Consider the following 26,546-nt stretch of genomic DNA (forward strand, 5'->3'; position numbering starts at 1 on the left):
CGCTATTATAGGGTATAGTCAATCATTAAAAGCTGACTTTCAGCAGTTAATTCAAATTCAGCAGGCAGGGCAGGAACTTTTTTATTTTATTTGAACAAATGTCTGATAAATCACCTGACTATTTCGCATCTAACTCAAAAATAATGACACGTTCACTTTTAAAATCTGAAGGTTGTCAGCTAATAGAAGGTTATGTTGCCAATAATATATTACCTGAAATAGGGCTGTTTTACTGGTCATGCTATTAATAAGATGAGGATCTGATGTTTCATATATATCACTCAAATCAGTTGTCATTACTAAAGTCACTTATGGTGCACTTTATGCAGACCAGACCACTTTCTTCTCCTTTTGAACAAGAAGTGATCCTTGTACAAAGCCCCGGCATGTCTCAGTGGTTGCAAATCCAGCTAGCTGAAAGCTTGGGTATTGCTGCTAATATCCGCTATCCATTACCAGCAACCTTTATTTGGGAAATGTTTACTCGGGTATTATCAGGTATACCTAAAGAAAGTGCTTTTACTAAAGATGCCATGACATGGAAATTAATGGCATTGCTGCCTGAATTTTTATCTCATGACGAATTTAAACCCTTACTGCATTATCTTGATGATGATGAAGACAAACGTAAGCTTCATCAGCTAGCAGGGCGTGTGGCTGACTTATTTGACCAATATTTAGTTTATCGTTCAGATTGGTTAGCTTCGTGGGAAAAAGATGAGTTAATCGAAGGGCTGAGTGAAAACCAACGTTGGCAAAAAATATTGTGGGTAGCATTACAGCAATATACAAAAGATCTTAATCAGCCTGAATGGCACCGCTCTAATCTTTATCAGCAATTTATTTCGACATTAAATAATGCAAAAGAAGGGGAGCTTCAACACTGTTTTTCACCGCGTATTTTTATTTGTGGGATTTCAGCGCTACCTCAAGTTTATTTACAGGCATTACAAGCGATAGGACGTCATACCGAGATCTATTTACTCTTTACCAATCCTTGTCGTTACTATTGGGGAGATATTCAAGATCCTAAATTTCTCTCCCGTCTTAATAGTCGAAAACCACGCCATTATAAGCAGTTACATGAATTGCCTTGGTTTAAAGACGAAAAAAATGCGTCTTCGTTATTTAACGACGAGGGTGAGCAAAATATCGGTAATCCACTATTAGCGTCATGGGGAAAATTGGGTAAAGATAATCTTTATTTCCTCTCTGAACTTGAATATACCGATGTGTTAGATGCGTTTGTTGAGATCCCAAGAGATAATTTACTTCATCAATTGCAAGCTGATATCCTTGATTTGGAAGATTTTTCACAATTAGGGACAACACTTGAAACTTATGAGTGTAGTGAAAATAAACGTGTGATTTCGCCAGATGATCACTCACTGACGTTTCATGCAAGCCATAGCCCACAGCGCGAAGTGGAAGTGTTACAAGATCAATTACTGCATTTACTAGAACAAGATCCTGAATTATTACCGCGTGATATTATTGTGATGGTTGCGGATATCGATAGCTATACACCTTATATTCAAGCTGTGTTTGGTAATGCGCCTTCAGAACGTTATCTTCCTTTTGCTATTTCAGATAGAAAAGCACGTCAAGCACACCCCGTATTACAAGCTTTTATTACGTTATTAGAGCTTCCTCAAAGTCGTTTTACCGCTGAACAAGTGTTGGCACTGCTTGAAGTTCCTACTTTGGCTGGGCATTTTTCTATTTTTGAAAATGAACTAAAACTACTACGTCGTTGGGTCGACGAATCAGGAATACGCTGGGGATTAGATGATGAGAATGTGGCTTCCTTCTTATTACCCATCACGGGAAAAAACACGTGGGAATTTGGCTTGCTACGGATGTTGCTTGGCTATGCGATGGAAAGTGAAAATGGTCCTTGGAAAGGCGTTCTTCCTTACGATGAATCGAGTGGATTAGTTGCTGAATTAGCAGGACATCTTGCAGATTTTCTTTATACATTAAGTGATTGGCGTACACGTTTGAGTGAAACCCGTTCATTAGAAGCATGGCTAGAAATTGGACAACAATTAGTTGATGCGTTTTTTGAGTCTGATGAGGAGACAGAATTAGTTTTAGCGCTGATTACTCAACAATGGCAGAAAGTAATTGAGAATGGATTGAAAGCGCAATATCAAGATGAAATTCCACTAGTCCTTATTCGTGATGAATTAACCGTTCGATTTGATGATGAAAAAATTAGCCAGCGTTTTTTAGCGGGTAGCATTAATTTTTGTACATTAATGCCTATGCGCTCCATTCCCTTTAAGGCGGTATGTTTATTAGGCATGAATGATGGTGTTTATCCCCGTAATATTCAGCCATTAGGGTTTGATTTAATGGCAGAAAAACGCCGTCGTGGTGATAGAAAACGTCGTGATGATGACCGCTATTTATTCCTTGAAGCGCTTAGTTCAGCTGAAAAATACCTTTATATCAGTTATATCGGAAAATCGATACGTGACGATCGAGAATGTAATCCATCAGTTTTAATCAAAGAGTTACAAGATTATATTGGGCAAAATTTCCGTTTACCAGAGGATGGGGCACTCAATGTCGATGATAGTGCGATCCGTATAAACCAGCATTTATTAACACAACATACCCGTGTTCCTTTTGCTCAAGAAAATTTCCGAATCGATGCTTCTTTTCGTTCTTATGCCGCGGAATGGTTACCCGCTGCCAGTGGGCAAGGAGAAGTTCATCAAAGTTTTACGGAATCACTTAATGATGATGACACAATAGATCATGTTTCTGTTGATGCGTTGGCACGCTTTTATCGTCATCCTATTCGTGCTTTCTTCCAACAAAGATTAAAAACAAACTTTGTTATTGAAGAAACAGAATTACCTGAAGAAGAGCCATTTGTGATAAATGCGCTTCAACGTTATCTATTGAATCAATGGTTGTTAAAAGCATTGATTGATCAAACCTCAACAGAAGCACTATTTGAGCGTATTAAAGCCGCTGGTCAACTTCCTGCAAGCGCATTTGGGCAGATTTATTGGGAACAGCAAATAGAAGAATTACTGCCTTTAGCTGAAAAGATAAGAAGTGAACGATCAGCCACACATTCTGTCACATTAGAGCAACGCTTTAGTGCAATGCCATTGACTGGTCGTTTAAATGAGGTACAAGCTGATGGTTTATTACGCTGGCGACCAGCCAGCTTAACGGCTAATGACTTATTACAGCTTTGGATTGAGCACCTAGTCTATTGTTTGAAAGAGGGCGCGGGGGAAAGCCGGTTTTACGGCAGAAGAGAGACTCAATGGTGTTTATTACCTGTTGATCCTGACATTGCCTATTCAACTTTAGATCAGTTGATCAGTGATTATAAACAAGGATTAAACAGCCCATTAGCACTGTTTGCAAAAAGTGGCTGGGCTTGGTTACAAGCTTGCTATGATAAAAAATCACAAGCATTTTTACTTGATGATGAAGAAACACTTGAAAAAGCAGAATTAGTGCTGATGCAACATTTAACGGATAGCTATAATCGAGATGGTGAAATGAGTGACATGTATGTTCAGCGTGCTTTCTCTCAATTAGACGAGCCGTTTTTACAAACAGTCAAACAGACGGCATTAACAATATTTAAACCAATAATTCCATTTCTGAAAAAATAAGGGAGCTCATATCAGATGAGAAAATACTGCTCGCAACTATGGATCATGTTGCTATTGATGCTCGTGAGTATCAACAGCTTTGCTGCTGATCCACTCTGGCAAGTCTTGCCTGATAGTATTGAAAAAAGTGAGAGCGATCCACGGCAATATCAAGCGATTAAACTACCTAATGAAATGACCGTATTACTGGTTTCTGATGAAAAAGCCGTTAAATCATTAACGGCGGTTGCATTACCTGTTGGTGCATTAGAAGATCCAGATAGTCAGCAAGGTCTTGCACACTATTTAGAGCATATGGTGCTAATGGGATCGGTGAAATATCCTCAATCAGGCAGTATGTCTGAATTTTTACAAAAGAATGGCGGTTCTCATAATGCGAGTACTACGACTTATCGCACTGCATTCTATTTAGAAGTGGAAAATAGTGCTATTAATGAAGCAGTTGATCGCCTTGCTGATGCTTTAGCTGAACCTTTACTTGATCCTAAAAATGCAGATCGTGAACGTAATGCTGTTAATGCAGAATTGACAATGGCGCGTGCGCGCGATGGTATGCGTTTTTGGCAAGTCAGAGCCGAAACGTTAAACCCCTTACATCCAAGTTCTCGCTTTATGGGGGGGAATCTGGAGACATTAAGTGATAAGCCAAATAGTAAGCTTCAAGATGAACTAATAAAATTCTATCAAAAACACTATTCTGGCAATTTAATGAATGGTGTTATTTATAGTAATAAATCACTTGATGAATTATCTAAATTAGCTGCAAATACTTTCGCTCGTATCCCGAATAAAAAGGCAGATGTACCTGTCACCACAGTACCTGCTATGACGGATAAAGAAAAAGGGCTAATGATCCATCTGGTACCCGCTTTACCACAAAAAACCTTACAGATTGAATTTGGTATTGATAATAATGTCGCTGATTTTCGTAGCAAATCTGATGAATACATTGGCTATTTAATCGGTAATCGTAGCGCTGGTACATTAGCAACATGGCTACAAGATCAAGGTTTAGCTGAAAGTATTAGTGCATTTTCTGAGCCATATATTGACCGTAACCAAGGCTCATTTACGATTTATGTTGCGTTGACAGATAAAGGTTTAGCGCAAAAAGACAAAGTGATTTCCGCTATCTTTTCGTATATTCGTTTAATTCAAACCGAAGGTATTAGTCAGCGTTACTTTGATGAAATTGCGAATGTATTAGATCTTTCATTCCGTTATGGCTCTATTGTAAGAGATATGAATTACATAGAAGGTATTTCGGATATGATGTTGCGTTATCCAATCAAAAATATCCTAAATGCGGATTATCTTGCTGATAATTATGAACCTTCAGCAATCCTTTCTCGTCTTGATTCTCTTACACCAGAGAAAGCGCGCATTTGGGTAATAAGCCCTAATGAACCTTCTAACAAACAAGCCTACTTTGTTAATGCTCCTTATCAGGTTGATAAAATTACAGATAAGCAATTAAAAACATGGCAAACATTATCGGATGATATCTCTTTATCACTGCCAGCACTTAACCCTTATATTCCTAATAATCTTTCACTGATTGATGGGGATAGCAACATCATCAAACCCCAATTGTTGTGGCAAGATAAAAGCGCTCGCTTGTTTTATATGCCATCGCACTATTTTTCTGATGAGCCTAAAGCCAGTGTGACATTAAGTTTAGTGAATAAGACATCAGACATTACTGTTAAGCAGCAAGTGACACAAACCTTAACGGATTATCTCGCTGGTTTAGCATTAAGCGAATTATCTTACCAAGCGTCTGTTGCTGGAATGAATATCTCATCTTCATCAGGGCAAGGTATTGATTTTTCAATGAATGGCTATACACAGCATTTACCAGAACTTGTGAATGCGACACTAAAAAGCTATATGAGTTTTGAACCGACGCAAGAAGAGCTCGAACAGGCTAAATCTTGGTATCGTGAACAACTTGAAGTGACTCATAACCTAAAAGCATTTGAAGCAGCTATGTTGCCGGCTCGCCGATTAAATACGATCCCGTACTATGAAGAAGCTGACAAACTCAAAGCATTAGGGTCAATTACACTGCAAGATATTATTGATAATCGCCGTGAAGTCATCAAAAACGCAGCGCTTCAAGCACTGATTATTGGTAACTTAACACCAGAGCAAAGCCGCGATATCGCGAAATCTGCACACGAATTATTAGGTAATCAAGGCACAGAATATTGGATCGGTGAAACGTTAGTATTCAATAAATTAAATGCGGTTGAATTCCAAAATAAATCGAAGAGCACAGATAACGCATTAGGGGAGCTTTATATCCCAACAGGTTATAGCCGCCTTGAAGGTCAGGCTATTTCTTCAGTACTCGCGTCTGTTATCAAACCTTGGTTCTATGATCAATTAAGAACAGAAGAACAGTTAGGTTATGCTGTCTTTGCTTATCAAGGTACGATGGGGGAACAATCTGGTCTCGGTTTTTTACTGCAGAGTAATGCAAAACCGCCTGTCTATTTAAATAAGCGTTATAACGCATTTTATCAACAAGCCTACGAACGTTTGAAGAAAATGAACGAGGCTGATTTTAATCAGTATAAACAGGCGATTATTACCGAAGTTAAACAGCCACCTCAAACATTCTATGAAGAAGTTTCTCTTTATCGCACGGATTTCAACCGTAATAACTTAAAATATGATGGACGTGAAAAATTATTAGCTGAACTTAATAAAGTCACGTTAAAACAAGCTATTGAATTTTATGAAAAAGCAATTATAAAACCGAATGGATTTATTTTTGTCTCTCAAGTTATCGGTAAAGATGGCAAAGATGCTGATTATGCTGAAAATAAACAATGGAAACGTTACGCCACGGTAAGCGAATTACAAAAAACCTTACCTGTTGAGGAAATTAAAGAGTGAGTGAAGTGATACAGGCACAGCCATTAAATCCTTATACACTTCCTCTGTACCAAAGGCGCCTCATTGAGGCGTCTGCTGGGACAGGAAAAACGTATACAATAGGGTTATTGTATTTACGGTTGCTTCTTGGATTAGGCGGAGAGTCTGCATTCTACCGTCCTCTCAGTGTTGAAGAGATTTTAGTTGTGACATTCACGGATGCGGCGACAGATGAATTACGAGCCCGTATCCGTAAAAATATCCATGAACTAAGACTTGCCTGTATCCGTCATTATGTTGATAGTGGTGATAAAACATACCAAGAATTACTCAAACAAATCCCAAATAAAGAGTTAGCCGCGCAGTGGTTATTAGAAGCTGAGCGTCAAATGGATGAAGCGGCTATTTATACTATTCATGGATTTTGCCAGCGTATGTTGGCAAACAATGCCTTTGAATCAGGTGTATTGTTTGAACAAGTCTTGATCCAAGATGAATATGAGCTGAAAAAACGTGTTTGTGCTGATTTTTGGCGTCGACACTGTTATCCCCTTTCTTATGACGTTGCTAATGCGGTTAGCCAGATTTGGTCTGGTCCAGAGCAACTGCTTTATGAAATACAGCCTTATTTACAAGGTGAAATGCCAGAAATTGAAGGTGTGGCATTAGACAGCGAAAATGAGTCAGTGAAAGAGCGCCACCAAGCGGTTATTGAAGCTATTAACAAGGTGAAAACGCGTTGGAATGCACATCATCATGAAGTTGAAGCATGGATAACAGCTTCTGGTGTTGATAAACGCAGTTATAACAGTCGTTTCTTACCTAAATGGATTGAAGAAATCACGTTATGGGCGGCAACATTTGAAACAAAAAGTTATCAATTACCTGATTGTTTAATTCGTTTTTCTCAAGAAACGTTAAATGAGAAAGCGACCAAAGGTCCTGCACCAGAGCATATTCTTTTTGTTGAAATTGAACGATTAACAAAGCAGAGCTTGACTCTGCGGGATGTTATTCTGGTCAACGCGATCCCAGAAATACGCCAAGGCATTGAAAATGAAAAGATGCGTCGTGGTGAAATGGGATTTGATGATTTATTAACACGCTTAGATAGAGCATTGAAACGTGAAGGGGGGACGTTTTAGCGCACGCTATTCGTGAACGCTACCCCGTTGCAATGATCGATGAGTTTCAAGATACGGATCCTCAACAATATCGTATTTTTGATGCAATTTATGGTGAGCATGAAACCAGTGGATTGTTGTTTATCGGTGATCCCAAACAGGCAATTTATGCTTTCCGTGGTGCGGATATTTTTACTTATATTCAAGCCCGAAAGCAGACATCTCATCACTATACATTAAATACTAACTGGCGCTCTGCGCGGGTATGGTGAATGCCGTTAACAAGCTTTTTATGCGATCTAATGCCCCATTTTTATTTGAGCATATCCCTTTTATTGAAGTAAGCTCGGCTGAAAAAAACCAAAACATGGCTTTTGTTTACCATGATAAACCGATTTCACCTTTTAATATTTGGCTTGCTGAAGGTGAGAGTGTTTCTACGGGGAATTATGAGCAAATCATGGCAGCGCAATGTGCTGCACAAATTCGTGATTGGTTATCAGCAGGGGATCAGCAACAGGCTTGGTTGATTGAACAAGGTGTAAAAAAAGCCATTACGTCCGCTGATATTATGGTACTGGTGCGTAGCCGTAGAGAAGCGACACTGATCCGTGATGCGCTGAATTTGCTTTCAATACAATCCGTTTTCTTATCCAATCGTGAAAGTGTATTTGAAACCAATGAAGCTAAAGATCTACTTTGGTTATTACAGGCGGTTGTAACGCCAGAGAAAGAACGTATTTTAAGGGCATCTTTAGCCAGCCGATTATTTGGTTTTAGTGCAAAGCAAATTGATGATCTGAACCACAGTGAGGCACGCTGGAATAGCTACGTGGAGAAATTTGCTGATTACTATGTATTATGGCAAAAGCGTGGTGTTTTACCGATGTTGCGTAAAATCATGATGGATAATCAAATTGCGGAAAATTTACTCGTCAGTATTGATGGTGAGCGCCGACTTACAGATATCATGCATATTGGTGAACTATTACAAGAAACATCATTACAACTCGATAGTGAACATGCTCTTATTCGTTGGTTAGCGCAACAGATTTCTCATCCTGATGCGCAATCTGAAAGCCAACAAATGCGTTTGGAAAGTGACCGAAATTTAGTGCGAATTTGTACTATCCATAAATCTAAAGGTCTTGAATATCCGATTGTTTGCTTACCTTTTGCTTGTAATTACCAAGAACAAAAAGGGACGCTTTATCATGATAGAGAGACATTTTACGCAAAATTAGATATTTTTAGCCGACCTGAAAGCTTACGTTTAGCGGATGAAGAGCGTTTAGCTGAAGATTTACGCTTACTTTATGTTGCATTAACACGCTCTAAATTCTGCTGTTATGTTGGTGTCGCTCCTCTTGTTAAAGGCGCTAAACGTAAATCAGGGATGACCGATCTGCATAAAAATGCTTTAGGGTATTTATTACAGCAAGGCGAAGAGGGCAATAGTGAATTATTGCATCAATCAATCTACGCTTTATTAGATGATAATATCAGTGTAACAACGCTTGATTATATATCAGCACATCGCTATCAGCCTGTATTAATGGCTGAAACAAAACTTGAAGCCGCTACATTTAAACGTCAGATCCACGATAATTGGCGAATAACGAGCTATTCAGGACTCACCTATCAGCATTCAAGTCGTCGTTATCATGTTGATTTAGGTGATATTGAGGCTTTGGTGCAATCTATCGCCCCTGGGCTTGATACAGATGCTAAAGGTGAGAAACAACAAGAAGGGGTTGATGAACATTCTATTCATCATTTTCCTCGTGGCGCTATCGCAGGCACATTCTTACATAGTTTGCTGGAAGTATTAGATTTTTCGCAACCGATTGATGAAGTATGGATGCAAGAACAATTGACAGCTCAAGGCTTTGATGAAAAGTGGGCTCCCCTTTTAGTGACATGGATGGAAACGCTGTTTCATACATCGCTTAATTCTCAAGGATTATGTCTTGCTAATATTCCAAAATCACAACAACTTGATGAATTACAATTCTATTTACCTATTGAGAAAGAGGTATCATCAGCCCAATTGACGCAATTAATTAATCAGTTTGATCCTCTATCAAGACGTTGTCCCGCTTTGCAATTTCAACAAGTAGAAGGGATGCTCAAAGGTTTTATTGATTTAGTCTTTTTTTGGGAAGGTAAATACTATGTTGTGGATTATAAATCGAATTGGTTAGGTGAATCGAGTGAGGATTACACTCAAGAAGCGATGATGAATGCAATGATGGATCATCGCTACGACTTGCAATATCAGCTCTATACTTTAGCGTTACATCGTTTTCTACAACAGCGCATTCCTGATTATGATTACAAAAGCCACTTTGGAGGAATTTATTACCTCTTCTTACGTGGTATAGACAAAGCCCACCCTGGAAATGGCGTTTATGCCTATTTGCCTGATGAAGCTTTTGTTTTGGCACTAGATTCACTCTTTGCTGGTAAAAGTAGCAAACCTGATGTAGTCGGTGAGAAATAAGAATGATCAAACTATTAGAACAAGCGATTACACAAAACTTATTACGACCTTTAGATCTTCGATTTGCGCAAATGCTGGTTGAAGATGAAAACCCTATTTTACTTTTTATATTTGCTTATTTGAGTGCTCAAACCGGAGCGGGTCATGTTTGTTTGCCTTTGAATATTATTAAAGAAAACCAACTGTTTGATGGTAGGCAAAAAGAGTTTTCACAAGAAATTTGGCAAAAAATGGGTAAACCCTCTGCTCAAAAAATAGTAGAAGAGTTGACGCATTGTCATTGCGTTAATCAAAGTGGTGATGATTCACCTTCTCCCATTATTTTAGATAATGAACTTCTTTATTTACAAAGAATGTGGAGCTATGAAGAGAGAGTTGCTCAATTTTTTAGGCAAGAGCATACACTTGTTGATATTGATGAAAATGAATTAATTAAGGTACTCAACGCACTTTTTCCAGCAACGAAGGAAAGCCAAGGAACCAATTGGCAAAAAGTGGCTGCTAGTGTTGCAATTACAAGTCCCATCTCTATTATTTCGGGAGGTCCCGGAACAGGGAAAACGACAACAGTTGCTAAAATATTAGCTGCTTTTGTGATGCTTACCTCGAATGAAAAGCCGATTATTCAATTAGCAGCTCCCACAGGTAAAGCGGCTGCAAGATTAACGGAATCTTTAGGCAACGCCTTAGCACAACTTAATTTAAGCGAAGAAGAAAATAAGTGGATGCCAAAACAGGCACAAACTATTCATCGTTTATTGGGGGCTCAGCCTGAAAGCCAGCAAGTGCGCTACCATAAAGATAATCCATTACAGCTTGATATTTTAATTGTTGATGAAGCCTCAATGGTTGATTTACCTATGATGGCTCGTTTAATTGATGCACTCCCATCAAAATGTCACGTTATTTTCTTAGGTGATAAAGACCAACTTGCTTCTGTTGAGGCAGGGGCTGTATTAGGTGATATTTGCCGTTTTTCTGAAGAGGGTTTCAGCCAAAAAAGATTTGATCAGATTAATCACTTAACTCAAGGTGAATTGGTTAAATCTACGGATATTATTCCTATCTCTCAAACTCCAGTATCTGTCGTCAGTGATTCTCTGTGCTTATTACGTAAAAGTTACCGTTTTGGTGAGGATTCAGGGATAGGCCAACTTGCTTTTGCGGTTAATCAAGGGCAAACCAAAACAGCGATTACATTATTAAAAAAAGCAGAAATTAGCCCACAACAGCTTGAAATAGCATTAGAGCCACAAGATGTGAGCTTTATCGCTTTAGAGTCAAAAGAAAGTTATTTACTGATGATACAAGATGCTGTTAATGCCTATCGAGAATATCTCACTTTAGTTTCTCAAAAAGCCTCGCCTGATATTATTCTTAATGCATTTAACCAATACCGTTTATTGTGTGCGCGAAGAGAAGGTCCTTTTGGTGTGAGTGGTTTGAATGACAGAATTGAAATGCTATTGCATCGCCAGCGATTGATCCGTCGCCCTCTCCATAGTTATCAAAGTGATTATATTGGGCGGCCCATTATGATCCAACGAAATGACAGTACGCTAGGTCTGTTTAATGGTGATATTGGCATTATGCTCAATAATGATGAAGATGAAATGAAGGCCTTTTTTCAACTACCTGATGGAAAATTAAAAGCAATCCAACCCAGTCGATTACCGCAACATGAAACGGCGTATGTAATGACAGTGCATAAGTCACAAGGTTCTGAATTTACTCATACGGCATTAGTACTACCTGATAAATTTTCACCCGTTGTGAGCCGTGAATTGTTGTACACCGCATTAACACGCGCTAAACAGAAACTTTCTCTTTATGCTTCGGAGTCTATGGTGAAATCGGCAATACAAACACGTATTCAACGCCGAAGTGGGTTAGTTGATAAGTTACGTTATTAGTTAATCATAAAAAATAATAAAAGACAGGTCTTGAGAGGGATACCTGTCTTTTTTGGGGCATTATTCTTTATGTAAGTCTAAAATCAAAATTTTAGAGCGACGTTGGTAATTATAAAGTGCTTGTTTTTCAATAGGTAGCTTATCAATTTCAGCTGGTTCAAATCCTTTTTCTTGAAACCAGTGTATGCTACGAGTTGTTAGAACAAACAGCTTTTCTAACCCTAATTGCTTCGCATGTGCTGAAATGCGTTGTAGCAAAACCTCACCACGACAAGAGCTTCGATAATCTGGATGTACTGCAACACAAGCCATTTCACCAATTTTTTCGGATGGATAAGGGTAGAGTGCAGCGCATGCAATAGTCATATTATCGCGTTCAATAATAGTGAATTGGTCAATTTCAATTTCCAATTGCTCTCTTGAACGTCTGACTAAAATACCTTGTTGTTCCAGTGGGCGAATAAGTTCAAGTATGCCACCAATATCATTAATATTCGCTCTACGAACTTTCTCTGCACTCTCCATGACGATTTGAGTGCCAATACCATCACGAGAAAATAATTCTTGAATAAGAGCACCATCTGATTGATAACTGAGTAAGTGGCTACGCTCTACACCACGACGACAGGCTTTAACTGCTCCCCGTAAGAATCTTACTGTGCCTGAGTGGTAATCACCTTCTGTTTGTAGCTCTCGAATTTTATCTTCAGCTTGATTCGGCAGCAGTTCAGAAACAATATGACCTTCTTCATCGACAACACCTTGGAATGAGCAAAAACCAATCAGCTTTTGTGCTTTAAGTTTTATTGCAAGTTGGGTTGCCACTTCTTCTGAGGTGAGATTAAAGCTTTCACCCGTAACAGATACGGCAACGGGTCCAATTAAGACAATGGCATTACTGTCTAATTGGCGATGAATAGCTTCTTCATCGATACGACGAATTTTTCCGCTATGACAATAATCAATTCCATCATCAACCCCTAATGGTTGTGCAATAACAAAGTTACCACTGACCACATTAATATGCGCACCTTGTAATGGCGTATTGCTTAAACTCATTGATAGGCGAGCCGTAATATCGAGTTGCAGTGTTCCCGCCGCTTGTTTAACGATTTCTAAGGTTTTGTTATCTGTGATGCGCGTATATTTATGATAAATCGGTGATACTTTTTGTACTTCAAGAGCTGTATCAATCTGTGGGCGAGCACCATAAACCACGACTAAACGAATGCCTAGGCTGTGTAACAACCCAATGTCATTAATGATTGATGGGAAGTTTTCGTGAGCAATTGCTTCGCCACCCAGCATAATGACAAATGTTTTGCCTCTATGTGCATTAATATACGGAACCGAGTGGCGGAATCCATCGACCAATTCGGTGCTACGCTCTTTCATAAAACCCTCTCAAGTGAATTTTTATTCGCATTTAATGTATTTTTATTCTTTTTGAAAGAGAATGGCAAGTAAAATCCTATCTTATTGTTTTCCCTGAAGGCAGAATATTTGTGTAAAAGTGAGTAATTGTGCTGTTTTTAAGTGACAGTGAAGTGTGGATTGGGTAAAGTTTTTTTGTTCTTAACTTTTTTTATCTCTTTTTAGAGTTTATTGACGTTAATCGTTTCTTTGGAATATTTTCATGAGTCATTCTGAGCACAATCAAACTCGTCGTCGTCTTGTTAAAGGAATTGGCGCGTTATTATTGTTAAGTGTTAGTCCCGTAGGTCTTGCTGCTACTGCATCTATTGTTGCGGTGAGGGTTTGGCCTGCCTCGACTTATACTCGCGTGACTATAGAATCCAGCACCCCACTGAAATATCGTCAGTTTGCATTATCAAACCCTGAACGTATTGTGGTGGATTTAGAAGGTATTCAACTTAATAGCGTGCTGAAAGGTGTCGCTAATCAGGTTCAGACTAGCGATCCATATTTAAAACTTATTCGTGTTGGTCAAAATACACCTAAAACAGTACGACTGGTATTTGAAGTAAAAACGCCTGTACAACCACAAATGTTTACACTTAAACCTGTGGCTGAATTTAAAAACCGTTTAGTGTTAGATTTCTACCCAAGTCATGGTGCTGACACGGAAGATGATCCTCTTTTAGCACTGTTGCGCGAATATAATGACGGCGATTTACAACAAGCGGTGCCAGCACAGACAGATACTCGTAAACCAGGTAGGGCTGGACGAGATAGACCCATTATTATCATGATTGACCCAGGTCATGGAGGGGAAGATCCCGGGGCAATTGGTAAATATAAAACGCGTGAAAAAGATGTCGTTTTGCAAATTGCTCGTCGCTTAAAAACGCTTATTGATAAAGATGCCAAAATGAAGGCGTATATGACACGTAATGAAGATGTCTTTATTCCATTGACAGTACGTGTTGCTAAGGCGCGAAAAATGCAGGCAGATTTATTTGTTTCTATCCATGCTGATGCGTTTACAAACCGCTCTGCAAGAGGCTCATCTGTTTTTGCATTATCAAAAACGGGCGCAACCAGTAATACGGCACGCTATCTTGCTCAAACACAAAATGAGTCTGACTTAATTGGTGGGGTGAGTAAAAGTGGTGATCGCTATGTAGACCATGCAATGCTCGATCTCGTGCAAACGGCGACTATTAATGACAGCCTAAAATTTGGTAGTGAAGTGCTTAAACTATTAGGTGGTATTAATAAACTGCATAAAAATAAAGTCGATCAGGCTGGTTTTGCGGTATTAAAAGCGCCAGAAATTCCTTCCATTCTTGTTGAAACGGCGTTTATTAGTAATATAGAAGAAGAGAAAAAGCTAAAAACGGCTCAGTTCCAGCAACAGATTGCAGGATCTATTTTCAAAGGGATCAAAGCCTATTTTGCCAATGGTGGTGAATTAACCTTAGCTGATCGTAGCTAATCTCTTTCTATACCTTTTTCTTTTATTCCAATAGAAAGCCAATATCATGTGCTTTCTATTGGCGTTTTTTATTGTGTTCATAGCACAATAAATCCATTTAATACAATATGTTATTGAAGTAATAGAAATTTAATGTAACAAGTTTATGAGATAAGTTGATTGGGTTTGCAAATGAAGAGAGACAGTAAAATAAGAGGAAATTTCGAAGAGAAATTGGTTGCGGGAGCTGGATTTGAACCAACGACCTTCGGGTTATGAGCCCGACGAGCTACCATGCTGCTCCATCCCGCGACTGATACTATAACTGACTACTTTGTGAATTGGTTGCGGGGGCCAGATTTGAACTGACGACCTTCGGGTTATGAGCCCGACGAGCTACCAAGCTGCTCCACCCCGCGTCTCCACAGAGGGGCACTATACTCAGGATCTGCTGAGTTGCAAGTTTTTTATGAAATTTTTACAGTTTTCTTTTAAAAACGGTCAGAAATAATACATCAAGGTGCAAATTTAGGCAGTTATACTTGTCATACTTCAAGTTATTTAGAATATAGACTTGATGTTTGAAAGTCATATTGATTGGGTGATAATAGAAAGCCTTAACAAATTGTATATTCATATCTTTATTGATTTTGCTTTGGTATCTTTCTAACTCAAAATCAACACTTAAATTCAGTCATTAAGCGGGTCAAAAATGGTTACTTGGCGAAAATCGTTAATTTTAGGTATGTTAGCGCTTGCCTTGACAGGATGTCATCGTCCAACAGAGCAAGGGCAACAGTATAAAGATGGAAAACTTAAGCAAGATCTCATTGAGGTAAGTTCGCCAAATACACAAGGTACACCTATTAATGGCCCTGATTATTTACAACAAGTAAATCAGATAAACCAAACATCATCTCGCTTGTATAATAGCAATAAAGAGACTTATCAGGCGGTAGAAAACTGGCTACGCTCTGGCGCAGATACACGTCAATTGCGTCAGTTCAATCTTTCTGCATTTCAGATGGAAGGCGTTGATAACTACGGTAATGTTCAATTTACTGGATATTATACACCTGTTCTTGAAGCTCGCTTAACGCAACAAGGTGAATTCCAATACCCTCTTTATAAAATGCCTGCCAATAGTCGTTCAAAATTACCTTCTCGTGCTGCTATTTACAATGGTGCATTAAGTAAATCTTTAATTGCAGCTTACAGTAATTCCATTATGGATAATTTTATGATGGAAGTTCAGGGAAGTGGTTATGTTGACTTTGGTGATGGTAAACCTTTAACGTTCTTTGGTTATGCAGGAAAAAATGGACACCCTTACCGTAGTATTGGCAAAGTGCTTATTGATAATGGCGAAGTAGAAAGAAAAGATATGTCTATGCTCGCGATTAGAGATTGGGCTGATAAGCACAATGATACTGAAGTGAGAAAATTACTAGAAGAAAACCCATCATTTGTTTTTTTCAAACCAGAGCCTTTTACACCTGTTAGAGGCGCAAGTGCAATCCCTCTCGTTGCTCTCGCCTCTGTGGCTTCTGACAGAAGCATTATTCCCCCCGGAACGGTATTGCTTGCTGAAATTCCTGTCCTTGATAATACGGGGAATTTTACAGGCGAATATCAAATGCGTTTAATGGTGGCATTAGATGTTGGCGGGGCAATTAAAGGCCATCATTTCGACATTTATCATGGAATTGGTAAAGATGCGGGTCATATGGCCGGTTTTTATAATCACTATGGGCGTGTTTGGGTATTAAAAAAATCACAACTTAGCTTATTAAAACCTTCGTCATAAAAACGATTTACTCTTTATCTGCTCGTTATTAACGGTAAAATTATGCAAACGACATGGCTATTAATAGCCATGATTATTTCTGTTATTTAGGTTGTTATCGCATTATGCAAAATTCATTATCAGATTCATATTTACAACGCTTTTCTGGAATAGGGCGACTCTATGGGCAAAAAGCGTTGTCTTATTTTGCCCAGGCTCATATCTGTGTCGTGGGTATAGGAGGTGTCGGTAGCTGGGCGGCAGAAGCATTAGCACGTAGTGGTATTGGTGCTATCACCTTAATTGATATGGATGATGTGTGTGTGACGAACACAAATCGCCAAATACATGCGTTGAAAGAAAGTGTGGGTCAACCAAAATGCGACGTGATGAAACAGCGTATTTTAGAAATCAATCCAGAATGCAAAGTGACCAGTATTGATGATTTTGTCACGGTTGATAATGTCGCTGAAATGATGAATAACAACTTTGATTATGTCATTGATGCCATTGATAGTGTAAGACCCAAAGCGGCATTATTAGCTTATTGCCGTCGCTATAAAATTCCAGTGATCACAACAGGTGGCGCAGGTGGGCAAATTGATCCCACACAAATTCAAGTGGCTGATTTAGCAAAAACAATTCAAGATCCTTTAGCGGCTAAATTAAGAGAGCGTTTGAAATCTGATTTTAATGTCGTAAAAAATAGTAAGGGAAAATTAGGGATCGACTGTGTTTTCTCAACAGAACAACTTGTTTATCCACAAGGCGATGGTACGGTTTGTGCGGCAAAAAATACGGCAGATGGTGTGAAACGAATGGATTGTTCAGCTGGCTTTGGTGCCGTAACGATGGTAACGGCGTCGTTTGGTTTTATTGCAGTGTCTCATGCTTTGAAGAAGATGCTAGCAAAGGCGCAACGTACTCGTCATACTTCAAGTTGTCGCGTTGTTGATGGTGTAGCCACATACTCATGATACTTGTCATACTTCAAGCCACAGCGTTGTTGACTATGTTCATTCGCACTAGCCACATACTCATGATACTCGTCATACTTCAAGCCACAGCGTTGTTGACTGCGTTCATTCGCACTAGTCACATACTTATGTATGCTCCTAGTGACTCAATCACTTGTCGCCTAGCTGTGACTTGAATTATTTAGAGTATCAAACTTAATACTGGGAGGTGAGTGATTTCAATCGCGTGATGATTGCATTCACTCCGTCAGTACGAGATTGGCTAATTTGATTAGCCAACCCTAATTGCTCAAAAATCGCTAACATATTGATATCCGCTATTTCTTGCGCCGTTTTATTTTCAACAGCAGCTAAAATAATCGTTAGTAAGCCTTTTACAATACGACCATCACTATCACCATAAACATGGTATTTGCCGTCATTATTTAACTCGACACCTAGCCATACTCTGTTCTCACATCCCTTGATCTCTTTTTCTGTTGTTTTTAACTCATCGGGTAATGTAGGTAATTTACGCGAAAGTTGAATTAATTGACGATATTTGTCTTCCCATGCTTTTGATTTTTGGAAATCTTCAAGCAAGATCGCTAAGGTAATTTCATGACCAAATGGATGCTGAGTTGCCAGCAGAGAGGTGTTGTTATTCATTTCAATTATTCATCTTTTAAGAGTGTTAGAGCAAATTTAATGGCATCAATAAAAGCATCAATATCCGCGTGCTGATTATAAGGCATAAAAGAAATGCGTAAACAGCCTGAAATATTTAATGAATCAATAAGGGGTTGTGCGCAGTGTTGCCCTGTACGTAATGCAATACCTTTCTCTGTGATTAATGTTGCTAAATCACTATGATGAATGCCTTCGAAATTGAAAGAAACAACCGATGAGTTGGCGGCTCGGTAACTGATAAACCCATTTAGGTCACTGAGACGCTTCTCCGCTTCTTCAGCAAGCTCAAGAGCATATTGGTTCGCATGATACATATCTTGTTTTTCTAACCATGCTAATGTGGCTGAAAATGCAATAACACCCGCAATGTTAGGTGTTCCTGCTTCAAAACGCTGAGGAATAGGGGCTGGAGTAAAACCATCAAATGTTGCGTTAGTTAGCATCTTTCCGCCACCATGCCAAGGTGCCATCTCCTCTAAATGTTTTCGTTTGCCATAACAAATGCCTAATCCATTCGGGCCATAAAGTTTATGAGCAGAAAAAACATAGAAATCGATATCAAGTGTGGTGACATCTGTTGGGTGATGCGCAATACCTTGTGCTCCATCGACAACCAGTAAGCAGTTATCATATTGATGAACACATTGAGACACTTTATCTAATGCGATTTGAGCGCCTGTCACATTCGACATTTGGCTAATCGCGACAATTCGTGTCCGCTTATTGATTAAAGTATTTAAGCTATCAATTGAAGGTAAAAAATGATCTTCAATTGTCCAGCGGATCACTCGTGCGCCTGTTTGTTCCGCCAGTATCAACCAAGGAATAAGGTTTGCATGATGCTCTTGCTCACTAACAATTATTTCATCACCGGCTTGTAAGCGTGGACGAAAATAACCTTGAGCAATAAAGTTGAGGGATTCTGTGGTGCCTTTTGTCCAAATAATCGTATCACTATCCGCACTCTTAATGAGTTCGGCAACTTGTTTGCGTGCCGCCTCATATTGTTGCGTTGTCTCTTTAGCATGCTGATATTGGCTACGGTGAACCGTCGCAAAATTATGGCGATAAAACGCATCTGAGGCTTCTATCATGGCAAGAGGCTTTAATGCGGTTGCTGCACTATCGAGATAAATCGTTTTTTCTTGGAGGGCAGGAAATTGTTGTCGAAATAAATCAGGTGAAAATACGTTCATAATTAGGCTGTATTGGTAGACGAATAAATTTTCGTGATTTGTCGTTAAAAACAGGGCGTATAGATTATACGGTTAATTATATTTATTTATAACGGAAACCTGAGATTATCGGTTTGTTATGGGTCATTGCGCCCATAATAACACGATTAAGGTGATGAAAGTTCATTCAATAAAAAATCACTGAGAGCAGATTAATATCCTATTTTTTTCTTGTTTAAATTTATTGGGGATAATTTGCGGTGAGTTTTTTAGAATAATGATGATAAATTCATTATAAAAAATGGATGAAAACATCAAAATGGTGTGTGTGAATAATTAAAAAGTAGAGAAAAATAGGGAATAAAAAAAAGACCGCCTTGGCGGTGCACTATAAAATCACTATGGACAGACAGGGTAAATGTACAGGAAGTGAAAAAAAACAGTAGCATCAGCTACTAAGTCTGGAATTTCCAGACAACTTGCAAACACAACATCACAACCACAAAGCCAAAAGTTTTGTAGTATGACTACTACACAACTTTTCGTTCCGGCTTAGGAAGTGCGCTTACTATAGGTATTTACTGGCTAATCATCAAGGGACAATTTATAATGCTTCGCATAAAAAAAACTAATGATGAAAGTTAGGGTCTACTAATCGTCAAAATAGGGGTTTAAGAACCGAATATGTCTAAACGTTTACCGCCATTAAATGCGCTTAGGGTTTTTGATTCAGCGGCACGTCATTTAAGTTTTACTAAAGCCGCTGAAGAACTATTTGTGACACAAGCAGCAGTGAGCCATCAAATTAAAACATTAGAAGAATTCCTTGGGTTAAAATTATTTAGAAGACGTAACCGTTCTCTTTTATTAACAGAAGAAGGGCAGAGCTATTACCTCGATATTAAGGAAATTTTCTCATCAATTAACGAGGCAACTCGCAAATTATTAGCCCGAAGCGCGAAAGGTGCACTTACCGTTAGCCTTTCTCCAAGTTTTGCTATTCAATGGCTAGTACCACGACTGTCTGGATTTAATCAAGCTTATCCGGGAATTGATGTACGCATTCAGGCTGTTGATAGAGAAGAAGATAAGCTGGCTGACGATGTTGATGTCGCCATTTTTTATGGTCGGGGGAATTGGACCGGATTACGTACAGACCGCCTTTATGCGGAATATTTGATCCCAGTTTGTGCTCCATCTTTACTTACCGGTGAAAAACCACTAAAAACCCCATCCGATCTGATTTATCATACACTACTGCATGATACATCTCGTCGAGATTGGCAAGCTTATGTGCGTCAATTAGAGATACAAAATCAGATAAATGTGCAACAAGGGCCTATTTTTAGCCATAGTTCAATGGTGATACAGGCTGCTGTACATGGACAAGGCGTTGCATTAGTTAATAATGTGATGGCACGTAGTGAAATAGAATCGGGTCGATTAGTAAGACCTTTTCCAGATGTCCTTGTCAGTAAAAATGCATTTTATTTAGTTTGCCAAGATAGTCAGGCTGAATTGGGTAAAATTGCGGCTTTTCGCCAATGGATTTTATCTCAAGCAGCGAATGAGCAAGAAAAGCTGGGTTTACTGACATCATCTTAATATTGCAATTGGCAAATATCTTCTAGATAGGAAGGAATAAACAGTGAATAGTCGTACATTGCTTATGTTTTCCGCGATTAGTGGTTTCTTTTATGTTGCTTTTGGTGCATTTGCAACGCATAAGCTTGCACCTCATTTATCGCCACAACATTGGGAATACATTCAGTTAGCGATGCGTTACCAAATCGTCCATACTTTATTGCTTGTCGGGATCGCGGCAATATTAATGCGTAAAATTATTTTATGGTTTTATTGGGCGGGTATTTTTTTTTGGTGTTGGCATTCTACTTTTTCAGCGGTAGCCTTTATTGTATGGCGCTAACACAAGTTAGATTATTATCTTATTTTACGCCAATTGGTGGATTTAGTTTTCTTATTGGTTGGGCTTTAATTTTTATTGGCGCTTTGCGTCTAAGGGCACCGGCGTCTCGCCATGAATAAAGTTGCATTATATTGTCGCCAAGGTTTTGAAAAAGAGTGCGCGGCGGAGATTACGGATAAAGCTAGTCAAATCGGTGTTTACGGTTTTCCTCGTGTTAAAGAGGGGAGTGGTTATGTGATCTTTGAATGTTACCAAGAAGGTGAAGCTGACAAGATCGCGCGTGAAGTTAATTTCCGTGAATTAATCTTTGCTCGTCAGATGTTTGTGACGGGTGAATTACTTAAAGATTTACCGCCAGAAGATAGAATTACACCGATTGTTGGAATGCTAAAAGGCGTTGTCGAAAAAGCGGGTGAGCTTCGAGTTGAAGTTGCAGACACTAACGAAAGCAAGGAATTATTAAAATTCTGTCGTAAATTTACTGTGCCATTACGTCATCATTTACGTGATGAGAAAATCTTGCTGAAAGTCGAGAATTTTAGCCGTCCTATTATCCATGTGTTTTTTATTGCACCGGGATGTTGTTATGTAGGCTATTCCTATAGTTTTAATAATTCTGCATTTTATATGGGTATTCCTCGATTAAAATTCCCATCCGATGCACCAAGCCGTTCGACATTAAAGCTTGAAGAAGCATTTCATATTTTCATTCCTTATGAGGAGTGGGAAGAGCGCTTAGCAAGTGGAATGAAAGCGGTGGATTTAGGCGCCTGCCCTGGCGGTTGGACATATCAATTAGTGAAACGCAGTATGATGGTACATGCTGTTGATAATGGTCCAATGGCACAATCTTTGATGGATACAGGACAAGTTCGTCATCACCAAGTTGATGGTTTTAAATTCGAGCCCACTTCTAAAAATATCACATGGCTTGTTTGTGATATGGTTGAAAAACCAGCTAAAGTTGCTGCATTAATGACAACTTGGATTGCTAATGAATGGTGTCGTGAAGCTATTTTTAACCTAAAATTGCCAATGAAAAAGCGTTATGAGGAAGTCTCTCATATCCTTGAAAAAATAAAGTCAGAGTTAGCGGAAAAAGGGATTAATGCTAAGATCCAAGCTAAGCACCTTTATCACGATAGAGAAGAAATAACAGTTCATATTCAAAATATTTGGGCTGCTTATCGACCCGATCGTGAGTTCTAAAAACGCTTAAAGCACATCCTTTATTGATGATAATAAAAAGCTAAGCTGATAAATAGAAGCTTAGCTTTTTTTATGAAATTTCGTCATTCAAAGATATTAGCTATTTTAAACGTAACTGTTGTAAATTACCGTTTAAATGAATATCAGTACGTAACGTCGTGATTTTCCGACTGATAAATGCAGATCCTTTATGGGTAATAAGTTTGTTTTGCCATTTAGTAGGAACATCATCAATATGTTGATAGAGCGATTCGAGATCTGGGTAAATTTGTAAAAGCTCAGTCGCACTTTTAGGGCCAATTCCAGGAACGCCGGCAACTTTACTACTACTTACTCCTGTTAATCCCCAATAGTCGGTCAATTGGGAAGGGGCGACACCAAATTCAGCTTTAATAAATTCTAAATCTAACCAGCGTCGTTGAAAATAATCACGTATACGAATAGAGGGAGAAAGTAATTGGCAATAACCTTTATCTGTTGAAATAATCGTGACTCGAAAGCCTGCATTTGCGACTTTGGTTGCCAACGTTGCAGCAACATCATCTGCTTCATCACCACCTGAGTGCCAGCTTTGTATGCCTAAATTGAGTAACATTGCTTTAATTTTAGGCAATTGTTGTCGTAAATCATCAGGCATTGGTGTACGACCCGCTTTATAATCGGGTAAGAGTTGATGTCGCCAACTATTATCTCTGTCATCTTCATCAAAGACCGCGACGGCATGAGTCGGTTGTGTATGACCAAGTAGTTGATTGATACTCTGTTCACACACAGTTTGACAGGAAGAACCTGACGCCGCATGAATGCGACGGATCAGGTTCAAAGCATCAATTATCAGCAAATGTATCATAATAAATCAGCTGATAATCTCGTAACATGGTTGGTAAGCTGTACCGCCCGGAAGTTTCATTCGATGTTGCTCAACGAAGCCCGCTAATAAAATATCCATGCGACGCATTATTTCACGATCGCCATGAATTTTATAAGGACCGTAAGCTTCAATCGCTTTCATCCCCACTTCTTTTACGTTACCTGCAACAATACCGGAGAATGCGCGACGTAAGTCAGCAGCTAATTTTTCAGGTGATTGATCGGTACTTAAGTTAAGCGATGCCATATTTTCATGCGTTGGTTCAAAAGGAAGCTGTAAATCCGCATTGATCTTCATTGACCAGTTAAAACTATAAGCATCACCAGTACTACGACGATTATCTTTTACTAAAGGCATATATTTTTTCATGATACGAGCAACTTCAGACGCATCATCAATAATAATTTGGTAATGGCGTCGAGCTTCGTCACCTAATGTATTGGCGATAAAGTCATCGAGTACATTAAAGTAGTCTGCACTCTCTTTAGGACCAGTTAAAATCAGTGGTAATACTTGATCTTGGTTTTCTGGAGACATAAGAATACCAAGCAGATACAGTAATTCTTCCGCTGTCCCTACACCGCCAGGGAAAATAATAATGCCATGCCCAATTCGCACGAAAGATTCCAGACGTTTTTCAATATCTGGCATAATAATCAGTTCGTTAACTAATGGATTTGGTGGCTCAGCCGCAATGATTGAAGGCTCTGTCATACCAATAAAACGACTATTTCTATAACGTTGTTGGGCATGACCAACAGCAGCCCCTTTCATTGGTGCTTCCATCGCACCAGGTCCACAGCCAGTGCAGATATTGAGTTCGCGTAACCCTAATTCGTTACCTACTTTTCTGCCGTAAAGGTATTCAGTTTCATTAATTGAGTGCCCCCCCCCAGCAAACGATCATATTAGGATCTTCATCAATATGAAGCGCTCGAGCATTACGCAAAATGGAGAATATAGTATTAGTGATATGAGTACTATTTTCTAAGTTCAGGTGCAGATCACGTTTTGCTGTCGTGATTTGCCCGTGAACAAACAATATGTCACGAAGCACTGCAAATAAGTTAGCTTGTAGCGAGCGAATAATTTTTCCGTCAACAAAGGCGTCTTCAGGAGGATTGACTAACTCTAGTTTTACGCCACGTTCACGGCGCAGTACGTTAATATCAAAATCTTGGTATTTAGATAACAGCTCTTTACTACTATCAGTAAGGCTACCAGAGTTGAGTACAGCAAGAGAACAATTGCGAAACAGCTGGTAAAGATCACTGCTTGCGGTTCTCTTTAGCATATCAACTTCTAGCTGTGAAAGCAGATCCATGGAACCTAATGGGCTGACATGAGTTATCACGTAGGACTCCTTTTTCTCCTGAAATAACAAACTGAAGTGCAACTGATCTTGATATAACACAGATCATATTAACATACAGGCATTATTCCCGTTATTGTCTAGCTAATCGATTAATTTCTGGAACAAATTCACAATTACTACGCCAAGGGTTGATGTCTAATCCACCACGTCGCGTATATCTTGCATAAACAGTTAATGTTTCTGGTGCACATAATTGCATGATATCGTGAAAAATTCGCTCAACACACTGTTCATGAAATTCATTGTGTTGTCTAAATGAAACTAAATAGCGCAGTAGTTTTTCACGATTAATCTTTTTCCCCTTATATTGAATAGCGACTGATCCCCAATCCGGTTGATTGGTAATAAGGCAATTTGATTTTAACAGATGGCTAACCAGAGTTTCTTCAACGAGTGTATCGGTTGTCGATTCGTTTAACCATTGCGTATCAAACTGATAATTATCAATTTCAATATCTTGTTCATCAATACACTCTCCAGCAAAATCAACAATAGGTTGTGATGTAAAATGCGAAAGTGGATAAATAGTCAGGTTAACGTTGCCTTTAGCACAAGTCGTTAAATCGTTAAGTAAGGTTTTTTCGACGGCATCCCAACTTTCAAAACGAGTTTGATTAAAACTGTTGAGATATAACTTAAAACTTTTCGATTCAATAAGATTTTCAGTGGTAGCATCTAATTCAACATGACCAATAGCAACTTGTGGTAAGCCTCTATTATTAAGCCATGAGAGCTCGTACATAGTCCAAATGTCACCACCATGAAAAGGTAAATTTTCAGCAGTTAAAGAGAGTGAATCTCGATTAAGGCTACGTGGCACACCTTGCAATAATCCAGCATCATATTGATCATGATATTGAGTCTCTTTGCCCAGAGATAATGCTTCAAGAGATTTATCACCTTGATATAAAGACATAATTTACATCCTAACTTTAGCTGAAAATAAAAGAAGGTTAATTATACTATTGAAACATCAATAGTATATGAATGCTTTATGTTTGATGCTCTGAATTAGTGACATAATCAGGTAACATAAAGGGAACTCTTATTTTAATAGATAAAACAGATAATCATGACTGAAAATATCTCCTCTGAATTAAAAGCCTTTACGCAAAAATATGTTGATTTGTGGCAAGAAAAATCAGGCTTACCTCCTGCAAGTGAAGATCTTTATGGTGTTCCTTCTATTTGTATATCAAGAACGGGCGATGAAGTTGTTTACTGGTTACCGCAACCTTTTATAGGAACGGATAAACTAGAAAAAGTTGAAAAAGCGATGGGGATTATTATTCGTCCTGAATTGCACGATTACTTTACTACTCAGTATGCGGGTGATATGCAGGTTCGGTTTAGAGAGATAGACTTCAGCTTGATCCAAGTGTGGAGTGAAGAGGATTTTATTCGCTTACAAGAAAACATTATTGGACATTTGGTCACTCAAAAACGTTTAAAACTCACCCCTACATTATTTATTGGTACCACAGATTCGGAAAATGAAATCATTTCTGTGTGCAATGTTTCTGGTGAAGTCATTCTTGAAACTTTTGGTCAAAAGAAAAGAGAAGTTTTAGCTGAAAATTTATCTCTTTTTCTATCAGAATTAATCGCC

Annotated in this window: 14 protein-coding genes, 2 tRNA genes and 3 pseudogenes; 11 read left to right on the forward strand and 8 right to left on the reverse strand. The window is 38.8% G+C overall.

What is annotated here, in order from left to right; all coding sequences use genetic code 11:
• Window positions 1-263: 263 nt before the first annotated feature.
• The 4 genes and pseudogenes from recC (at window position 264) to recD (ending at window position 12,070) form a co-directional block, all read left to right on the forward strand.
• Window positions 264-3,647: an exodeoxyribonuclease V subunit gamma gene (gene recC, locus BHE89_RS22250; protein WP_069367223.1), complete on the forward strand. Its 3,384-nt coding sequence runs from the start codon at window positions 264-266 to the stop codon at window positions 3,645-3,647.
• A 15-nt stretch (window positions 3,648-3,662) separates the two neighbouring features.
• Complete coding sequence (gene ptrA, locus BHE89_RS22255) at window positions 3,663-6,551, forward strand: pitrilysin (RefSeq protein WP_069367224.1); 2,889 nt, start codon at window positions 3,663-3,665, stop codon at window positions 6,549-6,551.
• Window positions 6,548-10,157 (forward strand): annotated as a pseudogene (recB, locus tag BHE89_RS22260) (exodeoxyribonuclease V subunit beta). The gene ptrA and the pseudogene recB overlap by 4 nt, the downstream one beginning before the upstream one ends.
• A gap of 2 nt (window positions 10,158-10,159) precedes the next feature.
• A complete protein-coding gene (gene recD, locus BHE89_RS22265; RefSeq protein WP_069367225.1) occupies window positions 10,160-12,070 on the forward strand; it encodes an exodeoxyribonuclease V subunit alpha in 1,911 nt (636 codons plus the stop codon).
• 60 nt (window positions 12,071-12,130) lie between these two features.
• On the opposite strand, the gene argA is transcribed toward recD, so the two are convergent.
• Window positions 12,131-13,465, reverse strand: a complete 1,335-nt coding sequence (argA, locus tag BHE89_RS22270) for an amino-acid N-acetyltransferase (RefSeq protein WP_069367226.1) — start codon at window positions 13,463-13,465, stop codon at window positions 12,131-12,133.
• Between the two features lie 241 nt (window positions 13,466-13,706).
• Here argA and amiC point away from each other — a divergent pair, with 241 nt between their 5' ends.
• The gene (amiC, locus tag BHE89_RS22275; protein WP_069367227.1) at window positions 13,707-14,969 is read left to right on the forward strand and encodes an N-acetylmuramoyl-L-alanine amidase AmiC; all 1,263 of its coding nucleotides are present in this window, start codon (window positions 13,707-13,709) and stop codon (window positions 14,967-14,969) included.
• 214 nt (window positions 14,970-15,183) lie between these two features.
• Here the strand turns inward: amiC and BHE89_RS22280 are convergent.
• Window positions 15,184-15,260 (reverse strand) — tRNA-Met (locus tag BHE89_RS22280).
• Window positions 15,261-15,290: 30 nt separating this feature from the next.
• Window positions 15,291-15,367 (reverse strand) — tRNA-Met (locus BHE89_RS22285).
• A gap of 293 nt (window positions 15,368-15,660) precedes the next feature.
• Here BHE89_RS22285 and mltA point away from each other — a divergent pair.
• On the forward strand, window positions 15,661-16,755 hold the full coding sequence (mltA, locus tag BHE89_RS22290) for a murein transglycosylase A (RefSeq protein WP_069367228.1): 1,095 nt from the start codon (window positions 15,661-15,663) through the stop codon (window positions 16,753-16,755).
• 104 nt (window positions 16,756-16,859) lie between these two features.
• Window positions 16,860-17,711 (forward strand): tRNA cyclic N6-threonylcarbamoyladenosine(37) synthase TcdA, encoded by an 852-nt coding sequence (gene tcdA / locus BHE89_RS22295; RefSeq protein ID WP_069367273.1) that lies wholly within the window; start codon window positions 16,860-16,862, stop codon window positions 17,709-17,711.
• A 195-nt stretch (window positions 17,712-17,906) separates the two neighbouring features.
• Here tcdA and csdE read toward each other — a convergent pair whose 3' ends face one another.
• On the reverse strand, window positions 17,907-18,359 hold the full coding sequence (gene csdE / locus BHE89_RS22300; protein WP_069367229.1) for a cysteine desulfurase sulfur acceptor subunit CsdE: 453 nt from the start codon (window positions 18,357-18,359) through the stop codon (window positions 17,907-17,909).
• 5 nt (window positions 18,360-18,364) lie between these two features.
• On the reverse strand, window positions 18,365-19,576 hold the full coding sequence (gene csdA, locus BHE89_RS22305) for a cysteine desulfurase CsdA (protein WP_069367230.1): 1,212 nt from the start codon (window positions 19,574-19,576) through the stop codon (window positions 18,365-18,367).
• Window positions 19,577-20,239: 663 nt separating this feature from the next.
• On the opposite strand from csdA, the gene BHE89_RS22310 reads away from it, so the two are divergent.
• From BHE89_RS22310 to rlmM, 3 genes and pseudogenes are all read left to right on the forward strand, one after another.
• Window positions 20,240-21,160: a transcriptional regulator GcvA gene (locus BHE89_RS22310; RefSeq protein WP_023582728.1), complete on the forward strand. Its 921-nt coding sequence runs from the start codon at window positions 20,240-20,242 to the stop codon at window positions 21,158-21,160.
• A gap of 43 nt (window positions 21,161-21,203) precedes the next feature.
• Window positions 21,204-21,601, forward strand: a pseudogene (locus tag BHE89_RS22315) (DUF423 domain-containing protein).
• On the forward strand, window positions 21,594-22,691 hold the full coding sequence (gene rlmM, locus BHE89_RS22320; RefSeq protein WP_069367232.1) for a 23S rRNA (cytidine(2498)-2'-O)-methyltransferase RlmM: 1,098 nt from the start codon (window positions 21,594-21,596) through the stop codon (window positions 22,689-22,691). The pseudogene BHE89_RS22315 and the gene rlmM overlap by 8 nt, the downstream one beginning before the upstream one ends.
• Before the next feature lie 100 nt (window positions 22,692-22,791).
• Here rlmM and xni read toward each other — a convergent pair whose 3' ends face one another.
• The 3 genes and pseudogenes from xni to queF form a co-directional block, all read right to left on the reverse strand.
• The gene (gene xni / locus BHE89_RS22325) at window positions 22,792-23,541 is read right to left on the reverse strand and encodes a flap endonuclease Xni (protein ID WP_069367233.1); all 750 of its coding nucleotides are present in this window, start codon (window positions 23,539-23,541) and stop codon (window positions 22,792-22,794) included.
• Between the two features lie 6 nt (window positions 23,542-23,547).
• A pseudogene (gene ppnN / locus BHE89_RS22330) lies at window positions 23,548-24,916 on the reverse strand (nucleotide 5'-monophosphate nucleosidase PpnN).
• Between the two features lie 91 nt (window positions 24,917-25,007).
• The gene (gene queF / locus BHE89_RS22335) at window positions 25,008-25,853 is read right to left on the reverse strand and encodes an NADPH-dependent 7-cyano-7-deazaguanine reductase QueF (protein WP_069367235.1); all 846 of its coding nucleotides are present in this window, start codon (window positions 25,851-25,853) and stop codon (window positions 25,008-25,010) included.
• Window positions 25,854-26,009: 156 nt separating this feature from the next.
• Here queF and syd point away from each other — a divergent pair.
• A partial coding sequence (gene syd, locus BHE89_RS22340) for a SecY-interacting protein (RefSeq protein ID WP_128860780.1) occupies window positions 26,010-26,546 on the forward strand: 537 nt, incomplete at its 3' end.

This window comes from Shigella sp. FC1967, from assembly GCF_001743005.1.
In the GTDB taxonomy this organism is placed as follows: domain Bacteria; phylum Pseudomonadota; class Gammaproteobacteria; order Enterobacterales; family Enterobacteriaceae; genus Proteus.